Here is a 25,182-nt window from a genome sequence, read left to right as displayed (position 1 = left end):
CGCCCTTCTACCTCAGAAAGCGATGTCTACGACGGGCTTCGCCTACGCACAGTTGCAATTTATATTTCTACCCCAAGGTATTCGCCTTAGAGGGTTAAGGCAAGTGCTGGCTGTGACCTTGGATTGTTAATTCCTGTCAGAGAATTCATTTTATATGCTTTTAGAACAGTGGTTGGTTCAGCAGAAGTTAACCATCAGCAGACATACACTTAATTTCTGGTGATCATGCAGTAGGAATTATTGATAAATCATTGTCGCCGCCGATGGTAATTCTAAAATTATCCATTCTGAAATTACCGTAATAGCTCCCTCCTGGTTCACTGCCTATCAAGATGTTGGCAGTAGTGGCATTAATGGTATTTGTCCCAATATTTGCGCTGCCATTCATTACACCGTTTACCCATAGCGAAATAGTGTCGCCTACTCGTTTTACTGCTACATAGTACAAAGTATTCACAGTAACTGGAATATCTGTAATCCCTAAATAGTTAGAGCCACTGTAATAAAAATAAGTCCCAAGAGTGTTTCCACTGTTTATCTGGAATACAAAACTGCTATTGCTTTGAGAGCCACCATATTTGTTGACTATTGTGCCTGCATTGACAGAGTTGAATTTAACAAAAAAGTCAATAGTAAAATCGCTACCTCCAAAGTTATATTCGCTTTTATTAGGGATACTAGCGTAACCACTAGAACCTGTAAAAAGTGTGCTTCCTGACAATAACGTTGTGCTGCTATCGATTGCAGCAGTTCCGATCAAGGAAATTGTGTTATTAGCAGCAATATCTACGGGTGGAGTGGAATCGAATAAAGATTTGAATACTACTGTACCGTTCCAAGTGTTGCCAGTTCCACCACTGCCACCTGTGCCACCTGTGGTGCCACTTGTTAATCCTGCCAATAAATCAGCCTTGGTAATCCTGTAAGGGATATTAGTAGTAGAGTCAATCATAAACACATAATCATCATCAATTGCAGTAGTTCTAGTCTCTACTGGCAACACCAATCCTGAAGCATCTTCTTTTCTGTAAAGTGGCATATTTTACCCTTCTATTAAGTCATCAGCGTGTACTGTTTCTTCGTAAACGAAAATATTTCCAATCTCAACTTTCACGGTATTTTCTACTTGATCTGCCTCAATAATCACGCCATAATTTACCTTGCCTTGTGAGTCACAAAACTTCACTTTTTGCCCTATTCTCACAAGTATTTCTTCACTGTCATCATTTGACGGCTGTAGCTGGTTTGTATACAACATTGCGTTTTTTCCCTGTAATATCTACTAAGTTAATCGGCGGTACACTTGTTCCAACATTGAGGTAAGCATGTGTAAATGTCACTGTACCCACTTTGTTATTTGTTGGCAATACTTCCTCTACTCCCAATATCTCTACTTCTTGCGTACCTTGGGGTTCCACAAAACTACTACCTTTACGAAGGTACTTGAGATTAAAAGTATGTGGTGTGAGGCTTATTACTGCTTCTATAACACGTTCAGCAGTCCCAATTTTATCCACGTCAAGCTTAAATTGGAAACCGTTAACAAAGTCGCCATAAGTGAAAGTATTCACTCCCTTATTGATTTTGAAAGGGCTTGCAGCAAACTTTTCATATATCAGTTCTGCAAGCTGTAAAGCATACTTGTTTGTAGCAAAATCCGTTACTGACTTGTCCATTAACCTAAAGCTAATTTGCATCGATAAAGGTGGCGATACTTTCTTGGTTGTCTTGTCAGTTGTTTGCTTTTTGTAGAATTTCAAAACTACTTCAGGGCGGTATCTACGCTCTGGGATCTCAGCTTGTAATTGACCATAAACTATTCCCAAATCCCTGCCATTGAATTGACGCTGTGTTGCAATAGTTTGTACAATATTTCCCTTTAAGACTTCTTCTTGACCACCGAGTACAATCTTCTCAGTTGGTACACTTTTGTCATAGGTTATCTCTACATACTTCTCACTCCCTAGCACGGGTACTTGTTGATTTGCTAACGCTTGATGTGCAAGATAGGTATCGGTTGAATTGGCGACAACATAGCCAGCCTCGATAAATGACTGTCCAAATTGTTGTAATGCTTGATGAATAAACATCGACAAACCACTATCTTTACCAAATGTATTATCAATGAATTGTTCTGTTGCTAAAGCAAAAGACCACGGCTTGCTACCTTCCTTGCCCCATGCAGCGATAGCGTTAGCAACGCCACTACCAAAAAATGTTTTTAAGTATTGCTGTGGGATTGCCTTGATGATTTTACGCACTGTTTTATACGTTTCAATAAACAATATTTGGGTGCAAATCTGCAAACCTTGCTGAATCAAAACTCCGAGATTACCCAAGAACCCTTCTACGAACTTATCAGTTACTTTCGTCAATACTTGCGCCCCAAGTGGTTCATTAAAAGCAAAGATTACTGTACCTGGAATAAAACCTCCAGCTACATATCCCAGTGCTTGTCCTACGGTAATACCCAATTGACCCATCAATGCTTGAAACTGCCCTTTTAGCCCTTCGTCAAGCTCTTTGTCTGTAGCGTTCCAGTTAAAATTCCAGATGTATTGAGAGCCACTAACGCATAGAGTCCAAATGCTGGTAAGACTCCAGCTAATAAAATCGCCTATCGCACCGCATATAAAGCCTACTAGAGAGCCAAACCCACTAAAGATTGCTTGTACTATATTCCCGCCGCTTTGTGTTCCAGAGGTGGTTATCTCATAACCTTCAATCACCCTTGCCGCCACTTTTGATCGTGCAACCTTGCTGAATAATTCCTCAGCAATAAAAACTAGTCCATTTGCCATATACCCCCCTTTGTGAGAGTGTTACTTGTGGTGAATATCCCCCTATAACTTGCTGAGAACATTAACGATGTTGGCAACAGTTTTATTATTATTAGTTGCTTTCACCTGGGCTTCTGTTGCACCCGATGGCGGTGGTGCGTTAAGGTCAATAATTCCCACTTCCTTGACAGTTGGTGCATCAAGTGGACTACCACCCCAAGGATCAACTTTGTCAGTAACACCAGGTGTAGCGGTAAAACCTTGCTGCACTTCATTCAAGAATTGCTGGAATGTTTCTTCCTTTACGGCATTATTGACATTAGTAACAGCCTGTGGAGAATCAATAAAATTCTTCTTCAGTGCTGCTGTCGCGGATAATGCTGTCGTCCCAAGCGATCGCCAGTTCTGTGCATTCCAGCGTTCTGCCATAGTGGTGAGTTTTTTTATCTCATCTTGCAAATCCACTTTATCGTTGTTGACGTAGCTCACAATGTCAACGCTTGTTGGTCTTAATGTTTCAGTGATCGACTTCGCATTTGGGGTAAAGGCACTAGGAATAGTGCGCTTTTGTTGTTCAAGTTTGTATCCCAAATACTCAGCATTTGCTTGGGCAATATCAAAGGTTTGAGTAGCTAGATTCTTTATCATTCCTGCTTCGGTAAGTGCTGATATTCCAGCCACTAAACCAGCGTGACTATCACGCTTTGTTGCAATGAGTAGTCCAAGTATTTCTGCTAATGTTTCGGCAATATTTGGTAGTTCAAGATTAGTATCCTTGCTACCACTTACGCTAGGGTCTGCCTTGATAGTGAGTGGAATGGGGTACTGTCCGCTTATAGCATCCATCTGCTTCACATGCCAGAAAATCATCTCAGCAAGTGATTGCAAAGTTTGGGTAGTCTTGTTAGTACTGTCAGCAATATTTGTTGGCACGGTAGCGGGTAGATTGCCAATACGCTGTAATACGAGTCTCAGAAGGTTGTCGTTACACATACATTCACATTTTTTTGGTTCATATTTTTTTGGAGGTGGTGGATCGTTGGCAATTGTACATACAGGATGCACAAAGAAACTTGTTATCCATGTACCTTGTTGCTGCTTTACGTGGTAGTAAGTACCGTTGTAGGGTTTCCCGACCTCAGCATAACCAGTGGGGTAGTCATACTCTAAATAAAAGCACTTTTGGATATAGCCAATACTCCCTTGATAATGACCACTACCGTCATTTGTGAAAGTGTCGTCACTAACCGTTGTTACGCCGTTGACTGTTGTTGCTAACTTGAACAGAGGTAGGCTTTGTAATTGCGGCTGAGGTGGTGTGAGGTTAGCAACAGATAATTGTTTGTTTTTGCAAAAAGATGGCACGGTATTATACGCAGCGTTTGCCATACTTGCGGCTGCTTGATATTCGTAATTACAGCAAAATTGTGCATCTGCATACCCATTTGGGAAGTCAGTATTTGGTACTACTGAAGCCGCATTCAACCGGACAGTTGTTATTACTCGCCCATCATTACAGTTATTTTGAGCGCAAGTATTGTCGGGTGACACGGGGTATGGGATGCCCGATGGTTGTGGTGATTTACCTGTCCCGCAAGCAGGATTCCTATAGTGAATTACTCCAAAATCTGTTGTAATAAAAAAGTTGCACGGGTCGCTACTGATATCAAATCCTTGCTGTAGCAATAGCGGTACATTGGCGACTGATTGTCTTACTATCTTTAAGTTCGTTAGGTTGTTTATAATGTGTTGATTGATTGCGTCAAGTGCTTGTTTGGGAAATATAGCTTTTGTTATTCTCGCCGCCGTATCTAAAGCAAGATTATTGAGTTGATCGTTTAATGATGTTTTTGGTGGATTTGAGAGATACGCCATTACGAATACTCCCTAATATTTATTGCAGTATTACCACTTGCTACCACCGCATAATATGCACCCGTGTAAATTGGCGCTGGTGCTTCATAATAATCACCGACCGCAAGGGCAACAGTGTACGATGTTGTGCTGACAGTTGAAACGGTATCGATGTAGACAGTTTGAGTACTATTGTTGAAGAAAGTTATGCCCTTTCTATTAACATTTGAATTCACCACAGTAGCAGCAGTGGTAGTGATATTGTTGGCGACTACACTAGCATTGTCTACAGTTTCTTCTATTGTGATCGTAGTGGTGAGGTCAGCACTCACTGTTACTACATCACTACCTCCGGCACTGTTTTGAAGTAGTCCATATCCTACGTTGCGTACCTGAACTGCCAACATATCGCCACTACCCAACAACTGATTATCAAGCGTGAATTGCTTGTATGGGTAAGGGTTAGGATTTGTGAGACTGTTACTAGCAATCCGTTGATAAGTGCCCGTTAATCCCACTCTGACAAGCGTATCAAGTTGTATTCGTGCATTCTGCCATTCAAGATTTATCGCCGTCAGCAATTGCTGAGAATCACTTTCAGTAAGGTCAAACACCGGGAATGCTACCACGGGCAAGCTGTAGATATAGGCTATTGCTTGTAAGTTGGACAGTGAAAGGTTTTCGTTGATAACGCGATACCCCGAAAGTGTAAAAGGTGTGTAAGCGAATAACGGCGTAATGTTAGTGCCAGAGTTAGCATCAAGTGGTACAGCAACCTTACGTACTGTACTGAATGTTTGGAGCATAGTTTTAGTTTGCGTGAACAGCGCCGTTTTAAACACCTTAAGGCAGTTAAAACTATTTTGTCAATTTAAGGTAAAAATCTTTTTTAGAGGCATTGACGCGCATTTTAGGAGAAGCTAGAGTAGCATTTCACTCGTATATAAGGTATTAACATGGCTGCTACCGCCGATCTAACTTTGTCTGAAGTCGCTGCTAAAACCACAGTATCTTCTGTTGCTACATATATCTCAGCAATGAGCGCTCTGCCTACTGGTGTCGGCTTATCTGAATTTTTGGCCGTTTTCCTACAAGCTTGTGCTGTTGCACAGGTCGCTAAGAATGCTGCTAACTCTGACGCTTCCACCGCAGGAAACGCGCTGAATGCGTATCCATTGCCTACAACTGGAACTGTTCAGACAGATACAACCAATAATATCCAGTTCTATACCTCTACTTATGGCTTGAATATCGTAAGTGATACAACCTTAAATACCTCTGTTCCTAGCTACGTATAATCATTAATCGGTAGGGGATAAAACCTCTACCAATCAGGAGACAAACATAATGGCTACGGTCGATTTATCAAGAGACTCATTTGCATTACTACGATTGACTGGGGAAATCGTAAATGGCAAGGCTAGCGTAAAGCATATCGGTTATTTTAGTTGTCGATCAACCGTCACACGTTATCTAGAGATGACAGCATTGGTAAGTGCTGGTAACGCGGTGATTTCCCTGCGTCGCACCGCTAGCAAGCGATCGACAAGCCTTGTCGATGGTGGAAGCTTGACCACAAGTACAGCCGACAAAACCACAGGTGGTAGCACCGCAAAGATTGAGGATGAGCAGTCTCAAGTGCTTAAATCAAGTGGTGGGAAAGGCAGTAAATCAGTCAGATTAAAGTCTACAAGACTAGTCGATCCCACAGTGGAAGGTAAATATCACCAAGTATCATTCAGGTTCCCAGGTTGGGCAACAAACCTGATTATCAGCAATGCTTTGGGCTTACTGTTGCCTCCCGGTACTATTGCCAATCCTATTGCTGAGGGCAAGTTGTACCCCTACTTTATCAGTCCTGGTGGTAAGCGTTATCCTATCGCAACTAAGTTGGCGGCTGAAGCGGCTGAAGTAGTGGCAGTGGCAACAGCATCAGCAGCCCTGACAGCGTTAATCGCTGAAAGTGGTCAAGCAGGCGCGCAAGCAGAAGCAGCACAAGTATAGTAGGTAGCTGATATGTATAGCGGTGGCAATGATTGGGTGAAAACTATCGACCTCACAAGAAAAGCTACCCTTGATGCAAACGGTAAAATTACCGAAGCAATCGGCAGCATAGAACCCGATATACAGTTTACCCAAAATACCATCGGTATATATGTTGAAAGCGTTACCGCAGATCCCAATTGGTTCCTTGCTGGCACGATATTTCAAGGCTTCCCAGTTCCTTTTGGTAGCGCTGGTTTTGCTGAGGGTGAAGAGTTCAGAGTGATTCTACGACGGTACATGATATATAGGTTCACGAAGTACCCCGACATTGGGGAAACAAAGTACCTACTGTCATTCACGCCAAGGTGGTACATCAAAGACATTCATTTTCAGGCTTGGCAATATATCGGCACTAACCAAGGTGCAACTTTGGATAGCCTTGCTGCATTGGGTCAACAAGAAGTTGCACAAACTGTCAAGCTTCAGTCATCAGTCAATAAACTTCAGACATCCATCAACAAACTCATAAAGGCTAACAATGGCTAACGGTCAAAATACCAAAACTGTGATCTCATTACTGCTCGAACTTATCGGAGTAGCAGCACCCGCACTCGCCCAAAACGGTGTAATCAGTTCACAAGCAAGCAACATTGCAAGTGGTATTTCGGGCTTGATTTTGCAAGAACTGCAAGCACTCAATCAACCTCAGCCCACCTCACCCGTACCACATGTAGCAGCAGTCTCACCAGCACAACTTATTGAAGACGGAGTACACAATGGCTATTAGTCCCGGTTACAGTCAGTTTCCACGTCAACGCGTACCACAAATCAGCCCTGGCATCAATTCCAGCAACGTAGCATTGAAGGCGCTCAAAGAACAGCAAGATATTGCTGAGGCTACCAAAAAACAACCAGTTCAAGTTGTAGCGTCTATTGCTCAAGATGTTTTAGCACTTAAAGCTCAACAAGCTGCTAGTAAATCGAATCAGCCTTTACCATCTGAGCCACCAGCCACCGCTAGCCAAACTCCAGTTCAATAAATACACGAACAATTGCAGAAATACTTCAATTTTATTTCTGCAATGGAACAATCAAATGGATCTTCACAACTCAGTTGCTTTCTGCGATTACATCTCGTGATATGTAATCGCACTTAACTTTATATTTAAAATGATTAATACAAAGTCAGAAATAGCTGTTACTTCATCTACTAGTCCCAGAGCAGAATTCACACTGCAAGACACAGGAGTGTTTATAGGGATTATTGCTAGCCTAATAATGCTTTCTGGCGTTGCAGTTAATATTATTAGCAAGATAAATAAAATCTCGTTTACTGTTGATGGAATCCAAGAAGATCTTAAGATGCACGCTAGCAATGCCGAGAAAATCAAGGATTTAGATAAACGCCTTGATATCCATTTGCAGGATTACGTTAATTACAAAGACGGAAATTTATTAAGCCATAACGGTCTAGAGGAGCGGATCAACCATAAGTGGCAGCGATCCGAAGGCGAATTCAACGCGATTAAGGCAAGCATCAAGGATCTTCAAGGCTTCTTGGTACGAACAAGCGACTTCAAGAACCGGGAATAATCCTCTGGGGATTCACTCTAGTAATTTAGGGGCAGGGCGATGAATAACCTCTTAAAAGATTGGCTATCAATGCTTACAACGATTCTGAAATACTATGATCAAAGCTATGGCTACCCCTGGGGGAGGCTAAATCTTTTAGGCTCATTCCTACTAATGTTTGTTTGCTGGTTTGGAGCGGGAATGCTTATCTTCGATGTGGCAACGACACTTATCAGCGTTTCAATGAGTAGTGATACTCAGTAAATCCTTGAAAGTATTGATATAGCGTGTGTAACTTAGACTTCTAGTAATCTAGAGATTCGCTCTAGTAATTTAGGGGCACGGGCATTATCTTGCAGTCAACTTAGAGCCAAAATTTGACTACATATCTTAAGATGCCCTTGTATCGCTTCGTCCCAAGTGGGGTAAATTTGTTTTTTCCCGTCCAGTACGCCGCCCATGACCGACGTTTCAAAAATCATTGGTTGAGCGTCAGCGTTACTACTGCCAGGATTTAAATCTATGCCCACAAATTTAGTTGAAACTAGAGAGTCGTTGAAGTCGTTGTACATAACTGTAGTTTCAGCAAAGGTGGCTAAAGCCATCCAGAAATTCCACTCCAAGAAAGACTCAACAGCAACGGGTGTTTGTCCTTCTAATTTGTAGTACCGAATAGACATAATCTCCATTTCGTCACTTGTCCTCTTCTTCCCACTGTTTAGCAAGTTGAATAATTTGTGGGATGTATTTTTTAGGCAGTCTAACGGATTGAGTCGATGATTTCCATTTTGGCTTGCGGCCTTGTCCGTTACCCGCCCCTGCCGTCTTAGGCACTCGTTTCTGTACAGAATCGTTTACCGCCGCATTTATTCTCTGCTGGTAATTGTGGGCCATTGGTATTTCTTCTTGTGGCACGGCTTGAAATCGGCGCGGATAGCTCCAAGCCATTGAGTCTGTAGAGTAGAGCAGCGCTCTGACTTCAGCACTCTCTAAAGCTAGGATTTTCAAGCCAAAACCGTGCAAACGGAGATCAGATCGCAGTAGCTTAATTGCTTTGAGAATATCTGCTATTTCTTCCGGGTTTCCATTGCGCCGACAGACTGACCCGACTCCAACCCAAGCGCCAGGAGAAAGCCTCGCACCATAATCTGTCAAATGTTTGAGATAGTCGCTCACCCGATACCCTTGCAACACCGGCATAACTGCGACTAGAGGGTTCAGGCTCATTAGCTGATCGTAACGCTCAATGGTTAACCGTTGATGCTCAATAACGGTTAACCCGGTTCGTTTCAAAACAGATGGTTCGCACATCCAATCTTGAGCGACTGCAATTAGCAAGTTGCCACAAGCTGACCATCGTTTAATTTGCTGAAAATACTGCTCAACGCCATGCCGATAACCACCATGCCGTGCGACTTCAGTGAATGCTCCACTATCTAAAATCCAATCGCCCACATCAAAATTGCTTTTGCGATCGCAAAGAGAATTTATGCTAATCATGACCCCTGCTGCGGGGTAATCATGGCTGACAATACTAGCAGCAAGGCTGGGGCTGCTGCCAATGAAAAACCGGGAGATACCTGGGGGATGTTCTGTACAGAATCGATTGGACATTGCCTGATGATTTCGTACAGAATCGCTAGCGGCGGTTGAATTCATAGTCACATTTTAACTGTCCAGTGGACATACTAGATAGTCCACTGGACAGTAGGCGTTTTTATTCAAATTAGTCAAAAATTCACTGCTGATTATCCTTGATAGATAAGGCTTTCAGGGGATAGCCTTTGCTCGATTTAGTCAAGATTTAGTCAAGGATAAAAAGGCAGGGGCTGGAAAGAGTGGGTGACGAGGGATTTGAACCCGCAACCAATAGATTAAGAGTCTACTGCTCTACCGTTGAGCTAGTCACCCACACGATTAGCAATCATAGCACGACTTCTGAAATTTAGCCAGTGCCGCACCCAAAAAACAAATTAAAAGGGGAATTTAACAATGAAGGTGGTTTGACCGGCTGCACTCTCTACATAAATTGAGCCGCCTAAATGTCTGACCATTTTCTGCACTAATGCCAATTCCAATCCAGTGCCGCTATGTTTCCAAGGATCGTGTTTGGAAAGGTGATAGAAAGGCTCAAAAATCCGTGACAGTTCATTGCTGGTAAGCTCTATTCCCGAATTGGTGATGTTAAGCTCGATCGCATCCCCTGTCAGGTGAGCAAAGACTGTGATGTATTCACCGGCTGGTGTGTATTTGCAGGCATGGTTAAGCAGTTCGGTGACAATGCGCTCCAAATCAGTGATATCTGTCTCCAAAGGCGGCAAGGCACGATCAACAGTTAGGTTTAAGTGTTGTCGCTGGCAGTTGGTGAGGTCTCGAAAGGACTCGATAATTGGGTGAAGCCAGCTTTGAAAGTCAATGGCAATCAAAGTTGGAGGATCGGGTTCGGCTTCGAGATATGTGAGTGTGAGTAGGTCATTAATTAACTTGCTTTCTCGCCCACACTCGTTATACAGAATTTGCAATAATTGCGGAACTATTTCTATCTCTGATATTTCTGCTGGTGTGAGGACACTTTCGAGAGTCTGGACTGCAAGGCTAATGCTTGTTATTGGTGTCCGCAGTTCTTGAGAGAGGGTTCTGAGAAATTGGTTTTTTAGCCGATCGCGTTTTTCTAGTTCTTTTACCTGTGCCTGGTTTTGTTTGTAAAGCTTTGCTTGACGAATGGCGATCGCACATTTATTTGCTACCTGCTGCACTAACTCAATTTCAAATTCATCAAAAGCCTCTTGTGATGGTCTTGTCAACCAAATATTTCCCAAAATACCTTGAGTATCGAAAATTGGACAAGCCATCTGAGCCATAACTAGCAACTTTGGTTGCCATCCCGGCAGAATTTCTAAAAATTGCAATGGTTGTTTTTGCAATAGCGGCTGATAAACTTCCAGACGGTCTGCAATCTGTCTACTCAATCCTTGACATGAGGGTAAGTTAATGGTGTATTCATAAGTAATAGTAACTAGAGTTTGGCAGGTGCTATAGAGTTCGATTTGGCAACGCTCAAGGTTCAGTAATTGTGCTAATTCTTGGGTGACTGTCTGCAACACCTGAGTTTCATCTATACTGTCACGGATTTGTTCTGTCATCCGTCGCACCAAGGCTTCAAAGTTTCGCACCTGCTGCAACTGATTGAGGTGTTTCTGTTTTTGCAACTCCATCTGGGCTTTGAGATCCTGGAATTGCTGATAAAGTTCTGCCTGTTGGACGGCAATGCCGATTTGAGTTGCCAACTGTTTGAGCAAGTCAGTTTCCGTTTGCTGCCATTGACGCGATTCTTGGCAATGCTGGGCAATTAATAGCCCCCACATATCTTGCTCTTGGAAAATCGGCACGACTAGATTGGCTCTAATCTGCAAAGATGCCAGGAAATCTATATGGCAAGGATGCAGCCCAGCTGCATAAATATCTTCGACAACTTGAATGCAGCCTCGTCCGTAGTGTTCTGGATGTTTGCTAGCCAAACAGGGATCGCTGATGTTTTTTCCCAAGAGAGGATTACTGGCGGCTACAGTTGATTCGGTAATGATGATTCCACTACCATCAGCCTCGAAGCGATAAATTAACACGCGATCGCAATTCAAAAACTGCCGGAGTTCAATTGTTGTCTGATGCAGAATTGTCTCTAAGTCTACAGATTGATGAATCCGTCCAGCGATCGCTTCTAGCAATTGCTCTCGTTCAACCTGGAGTTCAACGGCTTGTTCTGCTTGCTTCACAGGGGTGATATTGCTGCTAGTCCCAATCAGTCGATAAACTCTGGAGTTAGCATCCTTGAGTGGGGTGAGAGTCGTACTCCACCAAGTAGGTATTCCCTGGAATTGCAAACATTGTTCGTAAGATATAGTTGTGCCGAAACTTACACAGTCAGCATAACGTTGACGCACCCTAGCAGCATCAACGGGGGAGAGAATATCCTCTGGTTTTTTGCCCCGGAGATCGTCTGAGCGAATGCCTATCCACCGCTCATGAGTGGGATTAAGGGCCACATATCGAAAATCTCCATCCTCTAGAACATCAACTACAAATATTGATGCCTGCACAGAATCGTACATGCTCAATAAAAACTGCTCGCTACTGCTTTTTTCATCTACTTCTGTGCCGAAAAGAATTTGAGGTGGTGATAATTTTGTCAACTCCATAGTTGATTCTGCTGGATTTATATTCATGCGAGAGTCCCTGTCTGGTATTACTGACTCTTCTAGGCGCTCTCTTGTCGTTAAGCTTGTAGTAGTAGATGCACTTTAGCGCCTATAGCAAAGTATTGTCAGCCGTTGCTCATTGAAATTTGGATCTTTCTCTACTTCTTGCCAGAAATCTAGGAAAGCTAATAGGAGTCAGCTTAACAAATCCTGCTTTTTGAAGGTGAAAATACATTTGCAGGTTAGGGCAAACTTACTGAAAACTGGTTTTTAACAGTTTTTCCAGATTTTTGCACATATCTAAGTGCAATCATAAGTATATATCAATTAAATTTATTATTCTTAATAATAGAATGGGGAGTGTCAAAATCGCAATTTGTGGGCATTGATCCCTGTGAGGATAGCAACCAGCAGCCAAGTGATGGCTAACCCTATGACTTCGCCGAAGAATAACTGCGTTAAGTGGCGCAAGATCGCCCCCACAACAGAACCCACAGGAATAGCAACAGCCCAACTTGCCGCAGAGACAAATATCCATCGCCATGCCTGATGCTGGGAAATTGCTAACCATTGTGCTAATCCAATCCCCAAACCGCCAAGGGCACCATAAACCGCACCTGACAAGATTCTCAGGGGAAGAATCTGAGTGCTAGGTACAATCCAACCCACAGCACCAATACCGATCGCAGTGATTATACTCCAACCCAAAAGACTTGCCAAAATCCACCTGATACAAAATATAGGTTGTTTGAGAAGACAGCCTTGAAAAAGTGCGATCGCAAATCCCCCGATAGCTGCTTCTACTACCCCAACATCGGGTTTTTCACCGACTTCAATTAAGAGTAAACTCAATAAAAAACCGCCAAAAGTAGCTAAAATCCACAGCAGTGTAAAGCCAAATTTGGTATTTCCAGGTGCAAATAGCATCAAAGTTTCTTTGTTTGTCAGGAGGAGGAAGGTAGTTCTTGCAGGAGGAACCCACGCTTAAAAGTGTGGTACTTAGGCTATGGACGCTTTGTATTTCGCGGCACATTCCATTCTTATTAATATTTTTGATACTATTGGGCAATAACCTACAACTAAAGTTTCTCGTAATATTTCTTTCCTCCTACCTCCTGTCTTCTGCCTCCTGCCTCCTGCCTCCTGTCTTCTGCCTCCTGCCTCCTGCCTCCTGCCTCCTGCCTCCTACCTCCTCTCTCCTGCCTTCTGCCTCCTGCCTTTGTTTGCAATAGTCTGACAGTTTTAGCATTAAACATATCAAAAAAAGCTTTGCGTCGTTGTTGGGGTGATTCAGGTACAATGTAACCCCAAAGACTCTCCCAGTAGAAAAAAGAGACACCATCAAAATAGCGATCGCGCACTGCTTGAACTTGCTCTCTAACTTGTGCCATTTTCACCGGATTACCTACAGTTCCCGTTGATATACCAATACCTACGGGAATTAGACTTTGAGCCAATTTCACAGATGGTTGTTCTAGTTGAGCGATAAAAGAGTTTTTATCGTTTCGATATACCTGCAAAACTAACTCATTAACTAAACCTTTTTTTACCCAATTTTCCCAATCTTGCAAATAGTATTTGTAGGCAAAAGCTTGATAATTAGGAGACAAAGATATTTTGACTTTGGGTTTGACTGCCTTGATAGCTTGATAGATTTCTGCCATGAAGTCAGTAATTTTATCGGCTCGCCAACGCATCCATTCTGGGTTGAAAGGGTCGATAGGGGGATTTTTGCCTTGATGCTCTTGCTGGTAGAGTTTGATTGTGAAGCGATCGTAGCCAAACTGTACAGGCATTCCAAAATGATCGTCAAGCTGAATACCATCCACATTGTAATCTCTGATTACTTCTAATATTAGTGATTGAATAAACTCTTGTACTTGTGGATGTAAAGGATTCAACCATGCCTGTTTACTCACCAAAACATTGTCGATTTCTTCTGGTGGGGCATCTTGAATAGAGTTGATACCTTTTTGACCAATTGTTAACCAGTCGGGATAACGCCTTGCTAATTGCGAATAATGAGGAGTCATAAACCCATATTCAAACCAGGGAATTACTCTCATATCTTTATTTTTAGAAAGTGTTACTATCTTTGCTAAAACATCCTGTCCACCATGTAAGAAATTTAGCAAAGGTTGAGTATCCGAGCCTGTAGTCATTTTGGCTACAGCACTTTTATAAAAAGTATGTCCTCGGTTCCAAACTACAGGATAGATTGTATTAAAGTTGAGAGCCGATAATTGATTTATGGCACGGTTAATACCCCAAGGGACAAATAGTACACCACTAGCAACATTAGTGAGCCAAACGCCGCGAATTTCTGTAGTTAAAGGACTTGTTTTTTGGGAATAAACTGGTAGTGAAGAAGGTAAGAAAACTGTTAAAGCAACTACTAATCCCAAACACAGTAAGTAAGAAAAACAACGGCGAACAACCCGATTCATTTGTAAGCGTGACCTAATGCGATCGGAATATATATAACTACAAAATAAAGTTGTAATCCTCCGGATGATGTAAATAAATGATGATTTAATGCCTAGATATCAATTAATAAATGTGTCTTAGCAGACAATTCTTACTAGCTGCTGATAATTCTCGATACGTACATAAGACATCTCCAGAAATTAAATATGCGTTATCCAAAACCCTTGTAGAGACGTAGCAGTGCTACGTCTCTACATTCATTTTCGGAGATGTCTATAGGATTTTGTAGTCATTTTGGCAACTCCTATTGGAATGCAGAAATGCGATCAGCTCCGCTCTTGAATTCTGACTCCTGTTAGTGGTAGCGGGGCGTTTAGCCCATTCTGACTTCTGAATTCTTTTTCATCCCCACCCTACTTACTAAGAGTTGAGGGTGGGGACTTTCGTGTTATCTTAAATCCACAATTTCTTAGTTAACCGTTAAGCGCTTCTTCTTGATTGGTTTCGATAACGCAATCAGAAGTGGCATACGCAACGCAGGTAAGAACAAATCCCTCGTCAATTTGATCGTTGTCTAAGAAGTTCTGATCGTCTTGGTTAACTGTACCTGAAATCAGCTTCCCGGTGCAGGTAGAGCAAGAACCAGCGTTACAGGAATAGGGCAAGTCCAGATGATATTCTTCGTTAGCGATCTCTAGGATGTACTCATCATCAGGGACATCAATTACTTTTTCGCCGTCTGGGGTACGTAGTGTAACTTTATAAGTTGCCATGAAAAATTCCTAACTCAATATAAACTCCATTTTCGATACTACGGGTTTATGTGCTGCTAGTCTAGAGTCAAATGTCGTTAATTAATCTATATCTTAAGGCAGTTAGTGTGAACTGAAAGTAAGAGTAAAAAATGCTGCGTAGGCGTAGCCCGTCGTAGACATCGCTTCAGCAAATCCCTGAAATGAACTATAGTCTTTAGACACGATCGCAACATTCATACCCAACTTTTGAGCATTAGCAGTTGTATAAGGGCCGAAACATGCAATAATGCAGCTTTGATAATCGCTTTGCGAGTTAACCATTGTCAAAAAGCTTTCTACTTCTGCTGTGCTACTGAAGGCTATTACATTGATAATTCCTTGACGTATCAGGTTTAATTCCACACCATAGATACTTTTGTCTAAACCCTGCGTAATGTAAGTGGGTACGCGAGTTATTTCTATACCCAATTTCTGCAAATCTGTAATTAAATTGGGTACGACATCAGGCTCAGGTAAACCAACAACTTCTGGAGCAGGTATTAGGACTTTTTTCTTTTGAATTTGCGGAAGTTTCGCGAGTTCAGCCACAATTCCGGCTGGACTAGGTTCTGTTGGGATTAAATCTACCTTGCCACAAAAAGCTAATAAGCTTTCTGCATCTTTTCCTAAAGCACATAAGTGACATTTTTGCACTACAGATATAGGAATATTCAAATCATTCATGCGGTGAAAAAATGCAGTGATGCCATTTCTACTTGTAAAGACAATCCAATCAAATTCGTCTATGTGGTTTAAAGCAGCATCTAACTGATTGTAGTTTGATAAATAGCAGGTTTCGATAGTAGGCATGAAAATAGGTAAACCACCTTGTTTGATAATTTGTTCAGATAACCTATAAGCATAATTTCTTGGTGCTGTAACTAAAATTCTCTTACCATCTAGAGGTAATTTGCTAGATGGAGTCAACAAGTTGATTTCTCTTGATTGGGTGTCCATTTGTTTCTCAAAACAGAATTCAGGAGTCAGGATTCAGAATTCAGCATGAATTCTGGAGTACAACACGGCGTAAATAAACCACCCATTTAAAATAGCCTAGCCAGAAAGCTTACAAAAGACATCTCCAGAAATTAAATATGCGTTACCCAGAACCCTTGTAGAGACGTAGCAGTGCTACGTCTCTACGTTCTTTTTCGGAGATGTCTAAAATAAGCATTCTTTCTTTTTACTTTTGCCTTTTTACTTTTGCCTTCTTGTCCCAATACTGTTCGGTTAAGGCAAGAGACGCGATGAATCGCCGTCTCTACAATAATCAGTCTTTTGTAGAGACGCCGATTTATCGCGTCTTTGAGATTTATAATTTTCATCAAAAAACCTTAACCGAACGGTATTGCTTCTTGTCCTAGCCATTTTTCTAGGATGAATTCTCCCCATTTTTCCGATGCCATCTGTGTTGAGAAAACGGCACGATATGAACATCTAAGAACATTGGCGGAAAAATCTTATGTCTTCATTACTGGCTTTGTCCAACAGTTTAGCTGACACCGTAGAAGAAGTTGGAAGTGCTGTAGTTGCCGTAAATGGGGGTACACGTCTTTCTCAAAGTGGTATTCACTGGCGTAATGGCATTATTGTTACCTCTGATGAATCTCTCCAGCGCTATGACAACATCACCATTACGTTATCAAATGGTAGCACTGCACCAGTAACACTCGTTGGTCATGACTCTAGCACTGATATAGCTGTTTTTAAACTAGAAAATGCAGAAATACCTGTGGCAAAAGTTGGTGATGCCAAAACGCTGAAAGTTGGTCATCTGATTCTAGGACTGGCAAGAGGTAGCGAAGGTGATTTAAGGGCGGCGATGGGTGCAGTCAGTGTAGTTAGCGGTGCTTGGCGGAGTATGAATGGTGGGAATATTGACCAATTCATCCGCCCAGACATCACCCTTTACTCTGGTTTTGCAGGTGGGCCGCTGGTAGATGCTGCGGGTTTTGTGGTAGGCATGAATACATCGGGGCGGCGTGGTACTGCTCTGACTATTCCCACTGCTACAATCGATCGCGTGGTTGACCAATTAGTGGCAAAAGGACGCATTTCTAAGGGCTACTTGGGTCTGGGAATGCAGCCTGTACGTTTACCAAAGAATCTAAAAACTGCTCTCAATTTAAGTTCGGCAACTGGGGTAATTGTTGTCAATGTTGAGGCTGCGGGGCCTGCTGATAATGCAGGTGTGCTGCTTGGCGATGTTTTGGTAACATTCGATGGCGTAACTGTCGGCGATACAGGTGATGTCCTGGCGTTGCTTAATAGTAGCGATCGCATTGGTAAAGCTGTGAACGTGCAACTTGTCCGGGGTGGAGTGTTAATTGAGTTAGCGATCGCAGTTGGCGAACGACCTACTAAGGAGGAATAATGCCAATTGGGGATGAGTTAGAGAGACGCGATAAATCGCCGTCTCTACAGGTAATTTATCCATCAATTATTTATTGACAGACTACTAGTTTTGTCAAAATTTATCTAAATCTTTTGATTCATTCGACCTTTTTACTCGAACGTTGCGCTTCTGAACTCGGAACTTGCGCCTTTTTACTCGAACGTTGAGCTTCTGAACTCGGAACTTGCACCTTTTTGCTCAAACGTTGCACTTCTGAACTCGGAACTTGCACCTTTTTACTCGAACGTTGCACTTCTGAACTCGGAACTTGCACCTTTTTGCTTGAACGTTGCGCCTCTGAACTCGGAACTTGCACCTTTTTGCTTGAACGTTGCGCTTCTGAACTTAAAACTCTCAGAATTTACTTTCCAAAGTTGGGTTGACTAATATATTGCAGCATTCTCAATTATCCCAACCCGACTAAAAACTATTGTCAGTTCACTAACTTTACTTTGACATGGGGAAAAATTGTATAACATGGCAAACACAGCATTAACTAACATCGCTGCTGAATTGACAGAGGTAGCTGCTAAACTACGCGATCGCACTGTCAAAGTCAAAAGTGGCTCTTTGGGAGTCGGTTCTGGTGTAATTTGGCAACCCGACGGACTCATTATTACTAATGCCCATGTGGCAACTAGCAGCCGCGCAACTGTGGAATTGGCAGATGGAAGGGTATTTGATGCGGTGCGTACCCAATTTGATCCACAGCAGGATTTAGCAGCCCTAAAAATTGTTGCCACTAATTTAACTGCTGCAACCATTGGTAATTCTGAGACGCTACGAGTGGGTGAATTAGTTTTGGCGGTGGGTAATCCCTTTGCTGAAAGTGGTGCTGTGACAACTGGAATTATCCATGCAAATAATCCACGGGCTGTTATGGCTGATTTGCAGCTGTATCCTGGTAATTCTGGGGGGCCACTTGCCGATTGTCAAGGCCTTGTCGTGGGAATTAACACCATGATTGTTAATGGTTTAGCTGTGGCAGTTCCTAGCAACACCGTTGAGCGTTTTTTACAGGGAAATAGTCGTCCGCACCTGGGAGTCACACTGCAACCTGTGCTTTTAGGTAGGCGTAGCTTAGGTTTATTGGTGTTGTCAATTTTACCTGATAGTGCGGCGGAAACTGCTGGTGTGCAAATCGGCGATGTTCTAATTGGAGTTTCGGGGCGATTATTTACTACCATGAATGATTTAAGTAAATATCTCCATGAAAGTAAAGGATCTGTGCCGCTACAACTCCTACGCGGTAGCCAGCAATTCGTGATTTATGTTGCAGTACAAGCTGGGAAAACTGCTGTGGAGGCGACATGATTCGGGTGATGGTTGTTGCTACTTCCCCTGTAGTCCGGGCAGGATTATCAGCTGTGGTGACAACCAATCCTCGGCTGACGGTTGTGGGGAGTGCATCCGATTTGGATGTATTGACAAGGGAAGTTGAGCAATTACAACCAGATGTGGTACTGGTAGATTTGAGTGGTAATCTGCAACAATCGGTGTGGGAAAAATTGCTGGTTATTCAAGAACAGCAATATCCATTAGGCACGATCGTCATTGTTGAGGAACTCGATAGCATCGACTTAGAAACGGCATTACATTCTGGTATCCGGGGAATATTGCCTAGTACCAGCACAGAGTCAGAAATTGTCGCGGCTGTAGAGGCGATCGCTTTTGGTTTGCTAGTGTTGCACCCGGATGCTGTAGAATTACTGTCTATCCGAGAAAAAGTGGTAACGAATCCCGTACAAACCTTGACACCACGAGAGATAGAGGTTTTAGGGATGCTTGGGTCTGGGTTGGGAAATAAAGCGATCGCTAAAAGCCTACATATTTCTGAATATACCGTCAAATTTCATCTCTCATCTATTTTTCAAAAGCTCAGTGTCTCCAGCCGCACCGAGGCTGTTGCTGTAGGTGTCAGATTGGGTTTGATTATGCTGTGATTATCGCTTGGATGGAATATACCTCATTGCATACAGCGATTTTCAGTTGAGTAGACTATAAAAAAAGACCTAACCCCCAGCCCCTTCCCTGCAAGGGAAGGGGAGCAATACGGTTCGGTTAAGGTTTTTTGATGTAAATTTTAGAGTGCAAAGATCCGAGAAATCATTATAAAGACGCGATAAATCGCCGTCTCTACAAAATATTGATTATTGTAGAGACGGCGATTCATCGCGTCTTTTGTCTTAACCGAACAGTATTGGGAAGGGGAGTAGCCTCAAAGCCTCTCTCCTTTTAGGAGAGAGGTTTGGAGAGAGGTCTATTCAATATCAAATGATGACATACAGCCTCCAATCAGGTCATGGTGTATGTATCAAATTTGATTCATTTGTATGAACATTTTAATGCTATCTTCCACCTTTCCCTACCCACCAACACGCGGGGGAACCCAAGTTAGGACATTTAATTTACTTAAGTATCTCAGTCAACGCCATACTGTCACCCTCGCAACTCAACGCGAGGGTGATGTTACAGAGGCAGAAATCGCCGGATTACGCGATTGTGTCGATCATTTAGCCATTTTTGAACGCCCGCCAGATTCTCAAAGCACCGGAATATTCAAGAAAATTCAGCGATTTGGAAGATTCTTGCAACAGGGAACACCGCCAAGCGTACTTAACCGCTACTCAGTTGAGATGCAAACATGGGTTGATAACTGGGTGGAAGCGGGAAAATGTGATGTAATTACCTGCGAACATAGCGTCAATGAAATTTATATCCAATCGCATTTTCAGAAACAGCTAAAAACCATAGTTAATGTTCATAGTTCTGTTTACGCTACCTGTCGGAACCAGCTAGCAACGGGCATTTCCGAAAATTCCTTGAGAGATAAAATTAATCTGCCACTTTTGCGGCGTTATGAGCAAAGCTACTGCGCTAAATTTTCGGCAATTGTGGCCACAACTGAAGAAGATAAAATTCAACTACAAGAATTTAACCCCAATAGTGAAATTACAGTTATTCCCAATGGCGTAGATTTAGTTTCTTTCCCCAACCGTACCACCGATCCCGGAGGACATCGCTTAATTTTCATCGGTGCAATGGATAATTTAGCAAATATTGATGCTGTCTGTTTTTTCAGCAACGAAGTTTTGCCAGAAATCCAAAAATTGTATCCCAATACAACTTTCGATATTGTTGGTTCTCATCCAGTTCCAGAAGTTTTAGCACTCGCTCAAAAACCAGGAATTAATGTACTTGGGCGTGTACCTTCGATGGCAGAATATTTACACCAAGCCACTATCTGCGTTGTATCGATGCGGACTGGGTTTGGTATTAAAAATAAAACTTTAGAAGCAATGGCAGCTGGCATACCTGTAGTAGCGAGCGATCGCGGCTTAGAAGGGTTAGCTGTAGATGGTGCTAATCATCCACTTAGGGCATTACGAGCAAATAAACCGGCAGAGTACGTCACCGCTATTAGTCAACTATTCGATCGTCCACATCTGCGTTCAGAATTGTCTCACAACGGCAGACAACTGGTAGAAACAGAATTCACTTGGGATATTGCAGGTAAAAGCTATGAACAAGTTTGTCTTGGGAAAAGTAATCGTAATTCGTAATGACGCTCTCTACGAGACGCTAAAAGCGTAGCTTACTTCCCTGTAAGGATACGCGGACTCGCTTTGCGCGTCGCTAACGTAATTTAAAGCTACAGATCCCCGACTTCTTTGAGAAGTCGGGGATCTTATTTCTCAATAGATATCTCCGAAAATGAATGTAGAGACGTAGCAGTGCTACGTCTCTACAAGGGTTTTGGATAACGCATATTTAATTTCTGGAGATGTCTAATAGATAAATTCTAATTGTTCTTTCTTGTCAGTGTGGGAAAAATATGTGTAGAGACGTTGCATTACAACGTCTCTAAATCCACAGTGCAAATTATCTTATCTAAATCGTATTGGTTTTTAGTTAGCTTTTGAATCAGCACGTCAATTATTGTCAAACCTAGTCGAACACCTTAACACAAGTAATTTCTTCCGCTTCTGGCGCTGATTTTTATGCTTGAGGGTAGTCAAATAATTATCAACGTAGCGAAAAGCGGCTGCACAGTCGTAATCAGCAATGGCTATAGCTTGTAAGAAAACCTTCGAGGGAATTTCAAACCCTAAAAATTTTTCTGTTAAAATTAGTAAATCTTCGTCTGTGGCTGGAAAAGTAGTTTCTTCTGCCCCTTCTGCATCAGAAAATATATCATCAATTAATGCTCTGTACACTTTGTACCTCCCCAAAAGCATAAGATGCGAAGCCTGTGATAAAGTTTAGTTGCTGATCGCGAGTTTGTAAGTTAACAGGGAGTTCAGTACCAGGACATCCGATCTCTCGTAAAATCTCCAAACAATAGGTACTGAGTTGAGTGTATGGAGCTTGCTCCAATTCTTGAGCTACTTCTAGAGCCATCTCCAGATTGACTTGGATAACCGTCTTTACAGGGTTGGTCATAAACACGCCCTAATAAACTGGATGCTCTAAGTTTTGATCATAAGTACGAATAGCGTAACGGTGTTTTTGCGGAATTTATGAAGAAGGGAAATTAAAATATCAGCGCATTTGCGGTAATGTATCCGCAGTTAATGCAAATTAGACAAAAAACTAGACAATTCCGATCTAGGTGCGTAGGCGTAGCCCGTCGGAGACATCGCCCTTCCCATTTGCATATCCTTACTCTTAAGTAAACTAGCAAAAGGTGTTGTTGGCGATCGCTCTCCCTAATACGTCTCTATTTGCATAGACGATATAAATCGTACAACATAATTGTTGGTACATCTACTGCTATGGCAACGCGATGATCGCAGCTTGTGGTGGATACTTATCAACCTTAACTAAATATTAACTAACAGTTTCACTCAGCACTATTGAAAGTTTTTTTGCTGTTGATAACGCTGTTTAAACTGCTGTTGTTGTATTTGATGATCCACAATTGGATCGGGATAGCCAACAGCATGACGTTCTAAAGGTGGAATTTTACCAGTAACTAAATATTCTGTATCTACAGACCGCAATTCTGATACCCATTGCCGAATATATTCGCCATCTGGATCAAATTTTTGTGTTTGACTGGCTGGGTTGAAAATTCGCACAGGTTTAGGATCCATACCACTAGAAGCACTCCATTGCCAGCCGCCATTATTGGCAGATAAATCTCCATCAATCAACTTCTGCATAAAATATTTTTCTCCCAATTGGGGATTAATGAGCAAGTCTTTGGTGAGAAAACTGGCGACAATCATCCGACAACGGTTGTGCATCCAGCCGCTTTCATTTAACTGGCGCATTGCTGCATCCACAATGGGGTAGCCTGTTCTCCCCTCGCACCAAGCTTGGAAATGTGCTTCGTTAGTTTCCCAGGGAAAATTTTTAAAGGTGTCGCGGAAAGCACCATCAGCTAATTCGGGAAAGTTATACATTGCGTGTTGAAAAAACTCCCGCCAAGCTAATTCTTGTTGCCATGTGCGGATATTAACTGCTGTTTCTTCACTGCGGCTGTTTTCTAGTGCTTCTATGGTGGCTTGCCAAATGGTGCGAATGCCAATTACCCCAAATTTCAAAGCTGCACTTAATTGTGATGTACCGTCAACTGCGGGGAAATTTCGCTGTTCTTGGTATTCAGTAATCGCTTTATTAGTAAATTCTTCTAATCGTTCTTGCGCCGCCGCCTCTCCCGGTGAAATAATCAATTGTTCATCCCAAATAAACCCTAAATCTTTCGCTGAAGGTAATGCGATCGCTCCTGCAAGTTTGGCAATTTTCTGTTCAGCTTCCGTTAATCCCTCAACATTTTGTAGTGTTTCTACTGGTTGAGCCTTTGGCTTAGTAATCCAATTTTTCCAGAAGGGAGTATAAACTGTGTAAAGACTGTTACCACCCGTGCGGATCTCATCTGGAGAGTTGAGGATTTGATCCCAGTTTTGGTTAAGAAACTCAATGCCTTTTTCTTTGAGGGCATTTATCATTGTGCGATCGCGTTCTTGTGAATAAGGTTCTACATCCCAATTCCAAAAAACAGCTTTGGCATTTATTGCCTCTGCTAAAGCTGGTATCGCTTGTACAGGATCGCCGTGGAGTATTAACAACTGGCTACCAGCTTGAGCATATCGCTCTTGGAGTTTCTGTAAACAGCCAATCATATAAGTTACTCTCACAGGAGCAACATCATCCCGCTCCAGAATATTCGGATCGAGGCAAAACACGCCCACCACCTTCGGACTCTGCCGTTTTGCCGCAGCCAGTCCCGTATTGTCAGAAATGCGTAAATCGCGCCGATGCCAAAACAGAATTAAGTCAGACATTCCATGCTGCATATAGTTCACCCGTACTAGCTTAGATGCTAGTGGTACCAATGAGCATCATTCTGTCGATAAATTTTTTAATGGGGATTGGGTATTGGGGATTGGGCATTGTTTATTTCTCCCCCTGCCTCCCCTGCCTCCCCTGCTCCCTTATCCCCCAGTCCCTAGTCCCCAATCCCCAATCCCCGGTTTATCAGTCGGAAATGGTGGCTTTTTAAATAAAAATTGGGTATACTCTTTTTAACAGTTAATTAGTCTTTTTGTCATGGCTAACCTAATACTTGACGACGGTAAGATTGAGAGCGACTTAGGCGAAATAGCTCGTGAGCTTGAGTCTCTTGGTATCGAACTTAGACACTACGACCCAGGAACATCGCTACTCTTCCCCGATCTGCTAGACCAGGACGTTTTAACTGAGGCTGAGAAACGTTATTGTGTAGAACTCCATAACAGCGTCTTTGAATTTATTCAGCAAGAAAATGGCGGTATCTGGTGTGACTTGCTAAATGTGCATCCAGGTTCTTTCAATCTTCACCACCTGATAGCAACCTACGGACGTTACCATACTCATCCTGCCGCTGAACCTCTCTACGTGTTGGCAGGAGAAATGATCTATGGCTTTGTGCGACCTGATGGTAGCCAAGTACAGCTTTTAATTCAGGCACAAGATTATCTCTACATCCCCGCAGGCGTTGAACATTGGTGTAGTCCAACTGCATCTTTGAATTTCAAAGGGATACGCTATTTTGCGATCGCCGAAGCTTGGGTTCCCAATTATACAGGTACTCAAGTGAGTGATTCACTCAACAAGCCGCATTAAAGCTGAATTTTATCATAGCGCAGCACTGTTAGATTTCTCCACAGCAGCAGACTTGACAAAATAGTTAA

Annotated in this window: 27 protein-coding genes and 1 tRNA gene; 11 read left to right on the top strand and 17 right to left on the bottom strand. The window is 42.5% G+C overall.

The features are described from left to right. Positions 1 to 223 precede the first annotated feature (223 nt). The 5 genes from V7K76_RS26505 to V7K76_RS26485 are packed head-to-tail and all read right to left on the bottom strand — an operon-like array spanning position 224 to position 5,440. Positions 224 to 1,039: a LamG domain-containing protein gene (locus V7K76_RS26505; RefSeq protein ID WP_334951021.1), complete on the bottom strand. Its 816-nt coding sequence runs from the start codon at positions 1,037 to 1,039 to the stop codon at positions 224 to 226. 3 nt (positions 1,040 to 1,042) lie between these two features. Continuing rightward, positions 1,043 to 1,258, bottom strand: coding sequence for a hypothetical protein (locus V7K76_RS26500; protein WP_334951023.1), 216 nt, complete (start codon positions 1,256 to 1,258; stop codon positions 1,043 to 1,045). After that, on the bottom strand, positions 1,224 to 2,801 hold the full coding sequence (locus V7K76_RS26495; protein ID WP_334951025.1) for a hypothetical protein: 1,578 nt from the start codon (positions 2,799 to 2,801) through the stop codon (positions 1,224 to 1,226). The genes V7K76_RS26500 and V7K76_RS26495 overlap by 35 nt, the downstream gene beginning before the upstream one ends. 42 nt (positions 2,802 to 2,843) lie before the next feature. Then, the gene (locus tag V7K76_RS26490) at positions 2,844 to 4,655 is read right to left on the bottom strand and encodes a hypothetical protein (RefSeq protein WP_334951027.1); all 1,812 of its coding nucleotides are present in this window, start codon (positions 4,653 to 4,655) and stop codon (positions 2,844 to 2,846) included. Then, complete coding sequence (locus tag V7K76_RS26485) at positions 4,655 to 5,440, bottom strand: hypothetical protein (RefSeq protein ID WP_334951029.1); 786 nt, start codon at positions 5,438 to 5,440, stop codon at positions 4,655 to 4,657. Before V7K76_RS26485 ends, V7K76_RS26490 begins: the two co-directional genes overlap by 1 nt. Positions 5,441 to 5,590: 150 nt before the next feature. Here V7K76_RS26485 and V7K76_RS26480 point away from each other — a divergent pair, with 150 nt between their 5' ends. The 6 genes from V7K76_RS26480 (at position 5,591) to V7K76_RS26455 (ending at position 8,213) form a co-directional block, all read left to right on the top strand. Then, positions 5,591 to 5,932 (top strand): hypothetical protein, encoded by a 342-nt coding sequence (locus tag V7K76_RS26480; protein WP_334951031.1) that lies wholly within the window; start codon positions 5,591 to 5,593, stop codon positions 5,930 to 5,932. 49 nt (positions 5,933 to 5,981) lie between these two features. Then, positions 5,982 to 6,638 carry a hypothetical protein gene (locus V7K76_RS26475; protein ID WP_334951033.1) on the top strand — a complete coding sequence of 219 codons (657 nt, stop codon included), beginning with the start codon at positions 5,982 to 5,984 and terminating at the stop codon, positions 6,636 to 6,638. A 12-nt stretch (positions 6,639 to 6,650) separates the two neighbouring features. Then, positions 6,651 to 7,166, top strand: coding sequence for a hypothetical protein (locus tag V7K76_RS26470; RefSeq protein ID WP_334951035.1), 516 nt, complete (start codon positions 6,651 to 6,653; stop codon positions 7,164 to 7,166). Continuing rightward, positions 7,159 to 7,407, top strand: a complete 249-nt coding sequence (locus V7K76_RS26465; protein WP_334951037.1) for a hypothetical protein — start codon at positions 7,159 to 7,161, stop codon at positions 7,405 to 7,407. The genes V7K76_RS26470 and V7K76_RS26465 overlap by 8 nt, the downstream gene beginning before the upstream one ends. Next, positions 7,397 to 7,660 carry a hypothetical protein gene (locus V7K76_RS26460; protein WP_334951039.1) on the top strand — a complete coding sequence of 88 codons (264 nt, stop codon included), beginning with the start codon at positions 7,397 to 7,399 and terminating at the stop codon, positions 7,658 to 7,660. Before V7K76_RS26465 ends, V7K76_RS26460 begins: the two co-directional genes overlap by 11 nt. 130 nt (positions 7,661 to 7,790) lie before the next feature. After that, positions 7,791 to 8,213 (top strand): hypothetical protein, encoded by a 423-nt coding sequence (locus V7K76_RS26455; protein WP_334951041.1) that lies wholly within the window; start codon positions 7,791 to 7,793, stop codon positions 8,211 to 8,213. Positions 8,214 to 8,551: 338 nt separating this feature from the next. Here the strand turns inward: V7K76_RS26455 and V7K76_RS26450 are convergent, their stop codons facing one another. From V7K76_RS26450 to V7K76_RS26415, 8 genes are all read right to left on the bottom strand, one after another. Beyond that, the gene (locus V7K76_RS26450) at positions 8,552 to 8,872 is read right to left on the bottom strand and encodes a hypothetical protein (protein ID WP_334951043.1); all 321 of its coding nucleotides are present in this window, start codon (positions 8,870 to 8,872) and stop codon (positions 8,552 to 8,554) included. Between the two features lie 13 nt (positions 8,873 to 8,885). After that, on the bottom strand, positions 8,886 to 9,851 hold the full coding sequence (locus V7K76_RS26445) for a deazapurine DNA modification protein DpdA family protein (protein WP_442936182.1): 966 nt from the start codon (positions 9,849 to 9,851) through the stop codon (positions 8,886 to 8,888). Positions 9,852 to 10,031: 180 nt separating this feature from the next. Beyond that, positions 10,032 to 10,103 (bottom strand) — tRNA-Lys (locus V7K76_RS26440). Between the two features lie 62 nt (positions 10,104 to 10,165). Further along, positions 10,166 to 12,415, bottom strand: a complete 2,250-nt coding sequence (locus V7K76_RS26435) for a sensor histidine kinase (protein WP_334774678.1) — start codon at positions 12,413 to 12,415, stop codon at positions 10,166 to 10,168. Positions 12,416 to 12,751: 336 nt separating this feature from the next. Continuing rightward, positions 12,752 to 13,315, bottom strand: a complete 564-nt coding sequence (locus tag V7K76_RS26430; protein WP_334774677.1) for a hypothetical protein — start codon at positions 13,313 to 13,315, stop codon at positions 12,752 to 12,754. Positions 13,316 to 13,467: 152 nt separating this feature from the next. Beyond that, the gene (locus V7K76_RS26425) at positions 13,468 to 14,835 is read right to left on the bottom strand and encodes a glycoside hydrolase family 10 protein (RefSeq protein ID WP_334774676.1); all 1,368 of its coding nucleotides are present in this window, start codon (positions 14,833 to 14,835) and stop codon (positions 13,468 to 13,470) included. Positions 14,836 to 15,288: 453 nt separating this feature from the next. Continuing rightward, positions 15,289 to 15,588, bottom strand: coding sequence for a 2Fe-2S iron-sulfur cluster-binding protein (locus V7K76_RS26420; protein ID WP_334774675.1), 300 nt, complete (start codon positions 15,586 to 15,588; stop codon positions 15,289 to 15,291). A gap of 102 nt (positions 15,589 to 15,690) precedes the next feature. Beyond that, positions 15,691 to 16,566 carry a uroporphyrinogen-III synthase gene (locus tag V7K76_RS26415; protein WP_334774674.1) on the bottom strand — a complete coding sequence of 292 codons (876 nt, stop codon included), beginning with the start codon at positions 16,564 to 16,566 and terminating at the stop codon, positions 15,691 to 15,693. Positions 16,567 to 17,071: 505 nt separating this feature from the next. Here V7K76_RS26415 and V7K76_RS26410 point away from each other — a divergent pair. Continuing rightward, complete coding sequence (locus tag V7K76_RS26410; protein ID WP_334774672.1) at positions 17,072 to 17,983, top strand: S1C family serine protease; 912 nt, start codon at positions 17,072 to 17,074, stop codon at positions 17,981 to 17,983. 118 nt (positions 17,984 to 18,101) lie between these two features. On the opposite strand, the gene V7K76_RS26405 is transcribed toward V7K76_RS26410, so the two are convergent. Then, on the bottom strand, positions 18,102 to 18,320 hold the full coding sequence (locus tag V7K76_RS26405; protein WP_334774671.1) for a hypothetical protein: 219 nt from the start codon (positions 18,318 to 18,320) through the stop codon (positions 18,102 to 18,104). Positions 18,321 to 18,481: 161 nt separating this feature from the next. Here V7K76_RS26405 and V7K76_RS26400 point away from each other — a divergent pair, with 161 nt between their 5' ends. From V7K76_RS26400 to V7K76_RS26390, 3 genes are all read left to right on the top strand, one after another. After that, positions 18,482 to 19,318 (top strand): S1C family serine protease, encoded by an 837-nt coding sequence (locus tag V7K76_RS26400; protein ID WP_334774670.1) that lies wholly within the window; start codon positions 18,482 to 18,484, stop codon positions 19,316 to 19,318. Further along, on the top strand, positions 19,315 to 19,947 hold the full coding sequence (locus V7K76_RS26395) for a response regulator transcription factor (protein WP_334951048.1): 633 nt from the start codon (positions 19,315 to 19,317) through the stop codon (positions 19,945 to 19,947). Before V7K76_RS26400 ends, V7K76_RS26395 begins: the two co-directional genes overlap by 4 nt. A 390-nt stretch (positions 19,948 to 20,337) precedes the next feature. Then, a complete protein-coding gene (locus V7K76_RS26390) occupies positions 20,338 to 21,567 on the top strand; it encodes a glycosyltransferase family 4 protein (protein ID WP_334774668.1) in 1,230 nt (409 codons plus the stop codon). Between the two features lie 369 nt (positions 21,568 to 21,936). Here the strand turns inward: V7K76_RS26390 and V7K76_RS26385 are convergent, their stop codons facing one another. From V7K76_RS26385 to V7K76_RS26375, 3 genes are all read right to left on the bottom strand, one after another. Further along, entirely contained in the window at positions 21,937 to 22,221 is a 285-nt protein-coding gene (locus V7K76_RS26385; RefSeq protein ID WP_334774667.1) for a hypothetical protein, read from the bottom strand. Beyond that, entirely contained in the window at positions 22,202 to 22,447 is a 246-nt protein-coding gene (locus V7K76_RS26380; RefSeq protein WP_334698744.1) for a hypothetical protein, read from the bottom strand. The genes V7K76_RS26385 and V7K76_RS26380 overlap by 20 nt, the downstream gene beginning before the upstream one ends. A gap of 410 nt (positions 22,448 to 22,857) precedes the next feature. Further along, on the bottom strand, positions 22,858 to 24,294 hold the full coding sequence (locus V7K76_RS26375) for a deoxyribodipyrimidine photo-lyase, 8-HDF type (RefSeq protein ID WP_334774666.1): 1,437 nt from the start codon (positions 24,292 to 24,294) through the stop codon (positions 22,858 to 22,860). 265 nt (positions 24,295 to 24,559) lie between these two features. Between V7K76_RS26375 and V7K76_RS26370 the strand changes: the two genes are divergently transcribed. Further along, positions 24,560 to 25,114: a cupin domain-containing protein gene (locus V7K76_RS26370; protein WP_334774665.1), complete on the top strand. Its 555-nt coding sequence runs from the start codon at positions 24,560 to 24,562 to the stop codon at positions 25,112 to 25,114. The last annotated feature ends 68 nt before the right edge of the window (positions 25,115 to 25,182 follow it).

It is taken from the genome of Nostoc sp. (assembly GCF_036917975.1).
Taxonomy (GTDB): domain Bacteria; phylum Cyanobacteriota; class Cyanobacteriia; order Cyanobacteriales; family Nostocaceae; genus Nostoc.
Note: the sequence above shows the minus strand (reverse complement) of the source record. Positions and strands in the feature narration are given on the sequence as shown.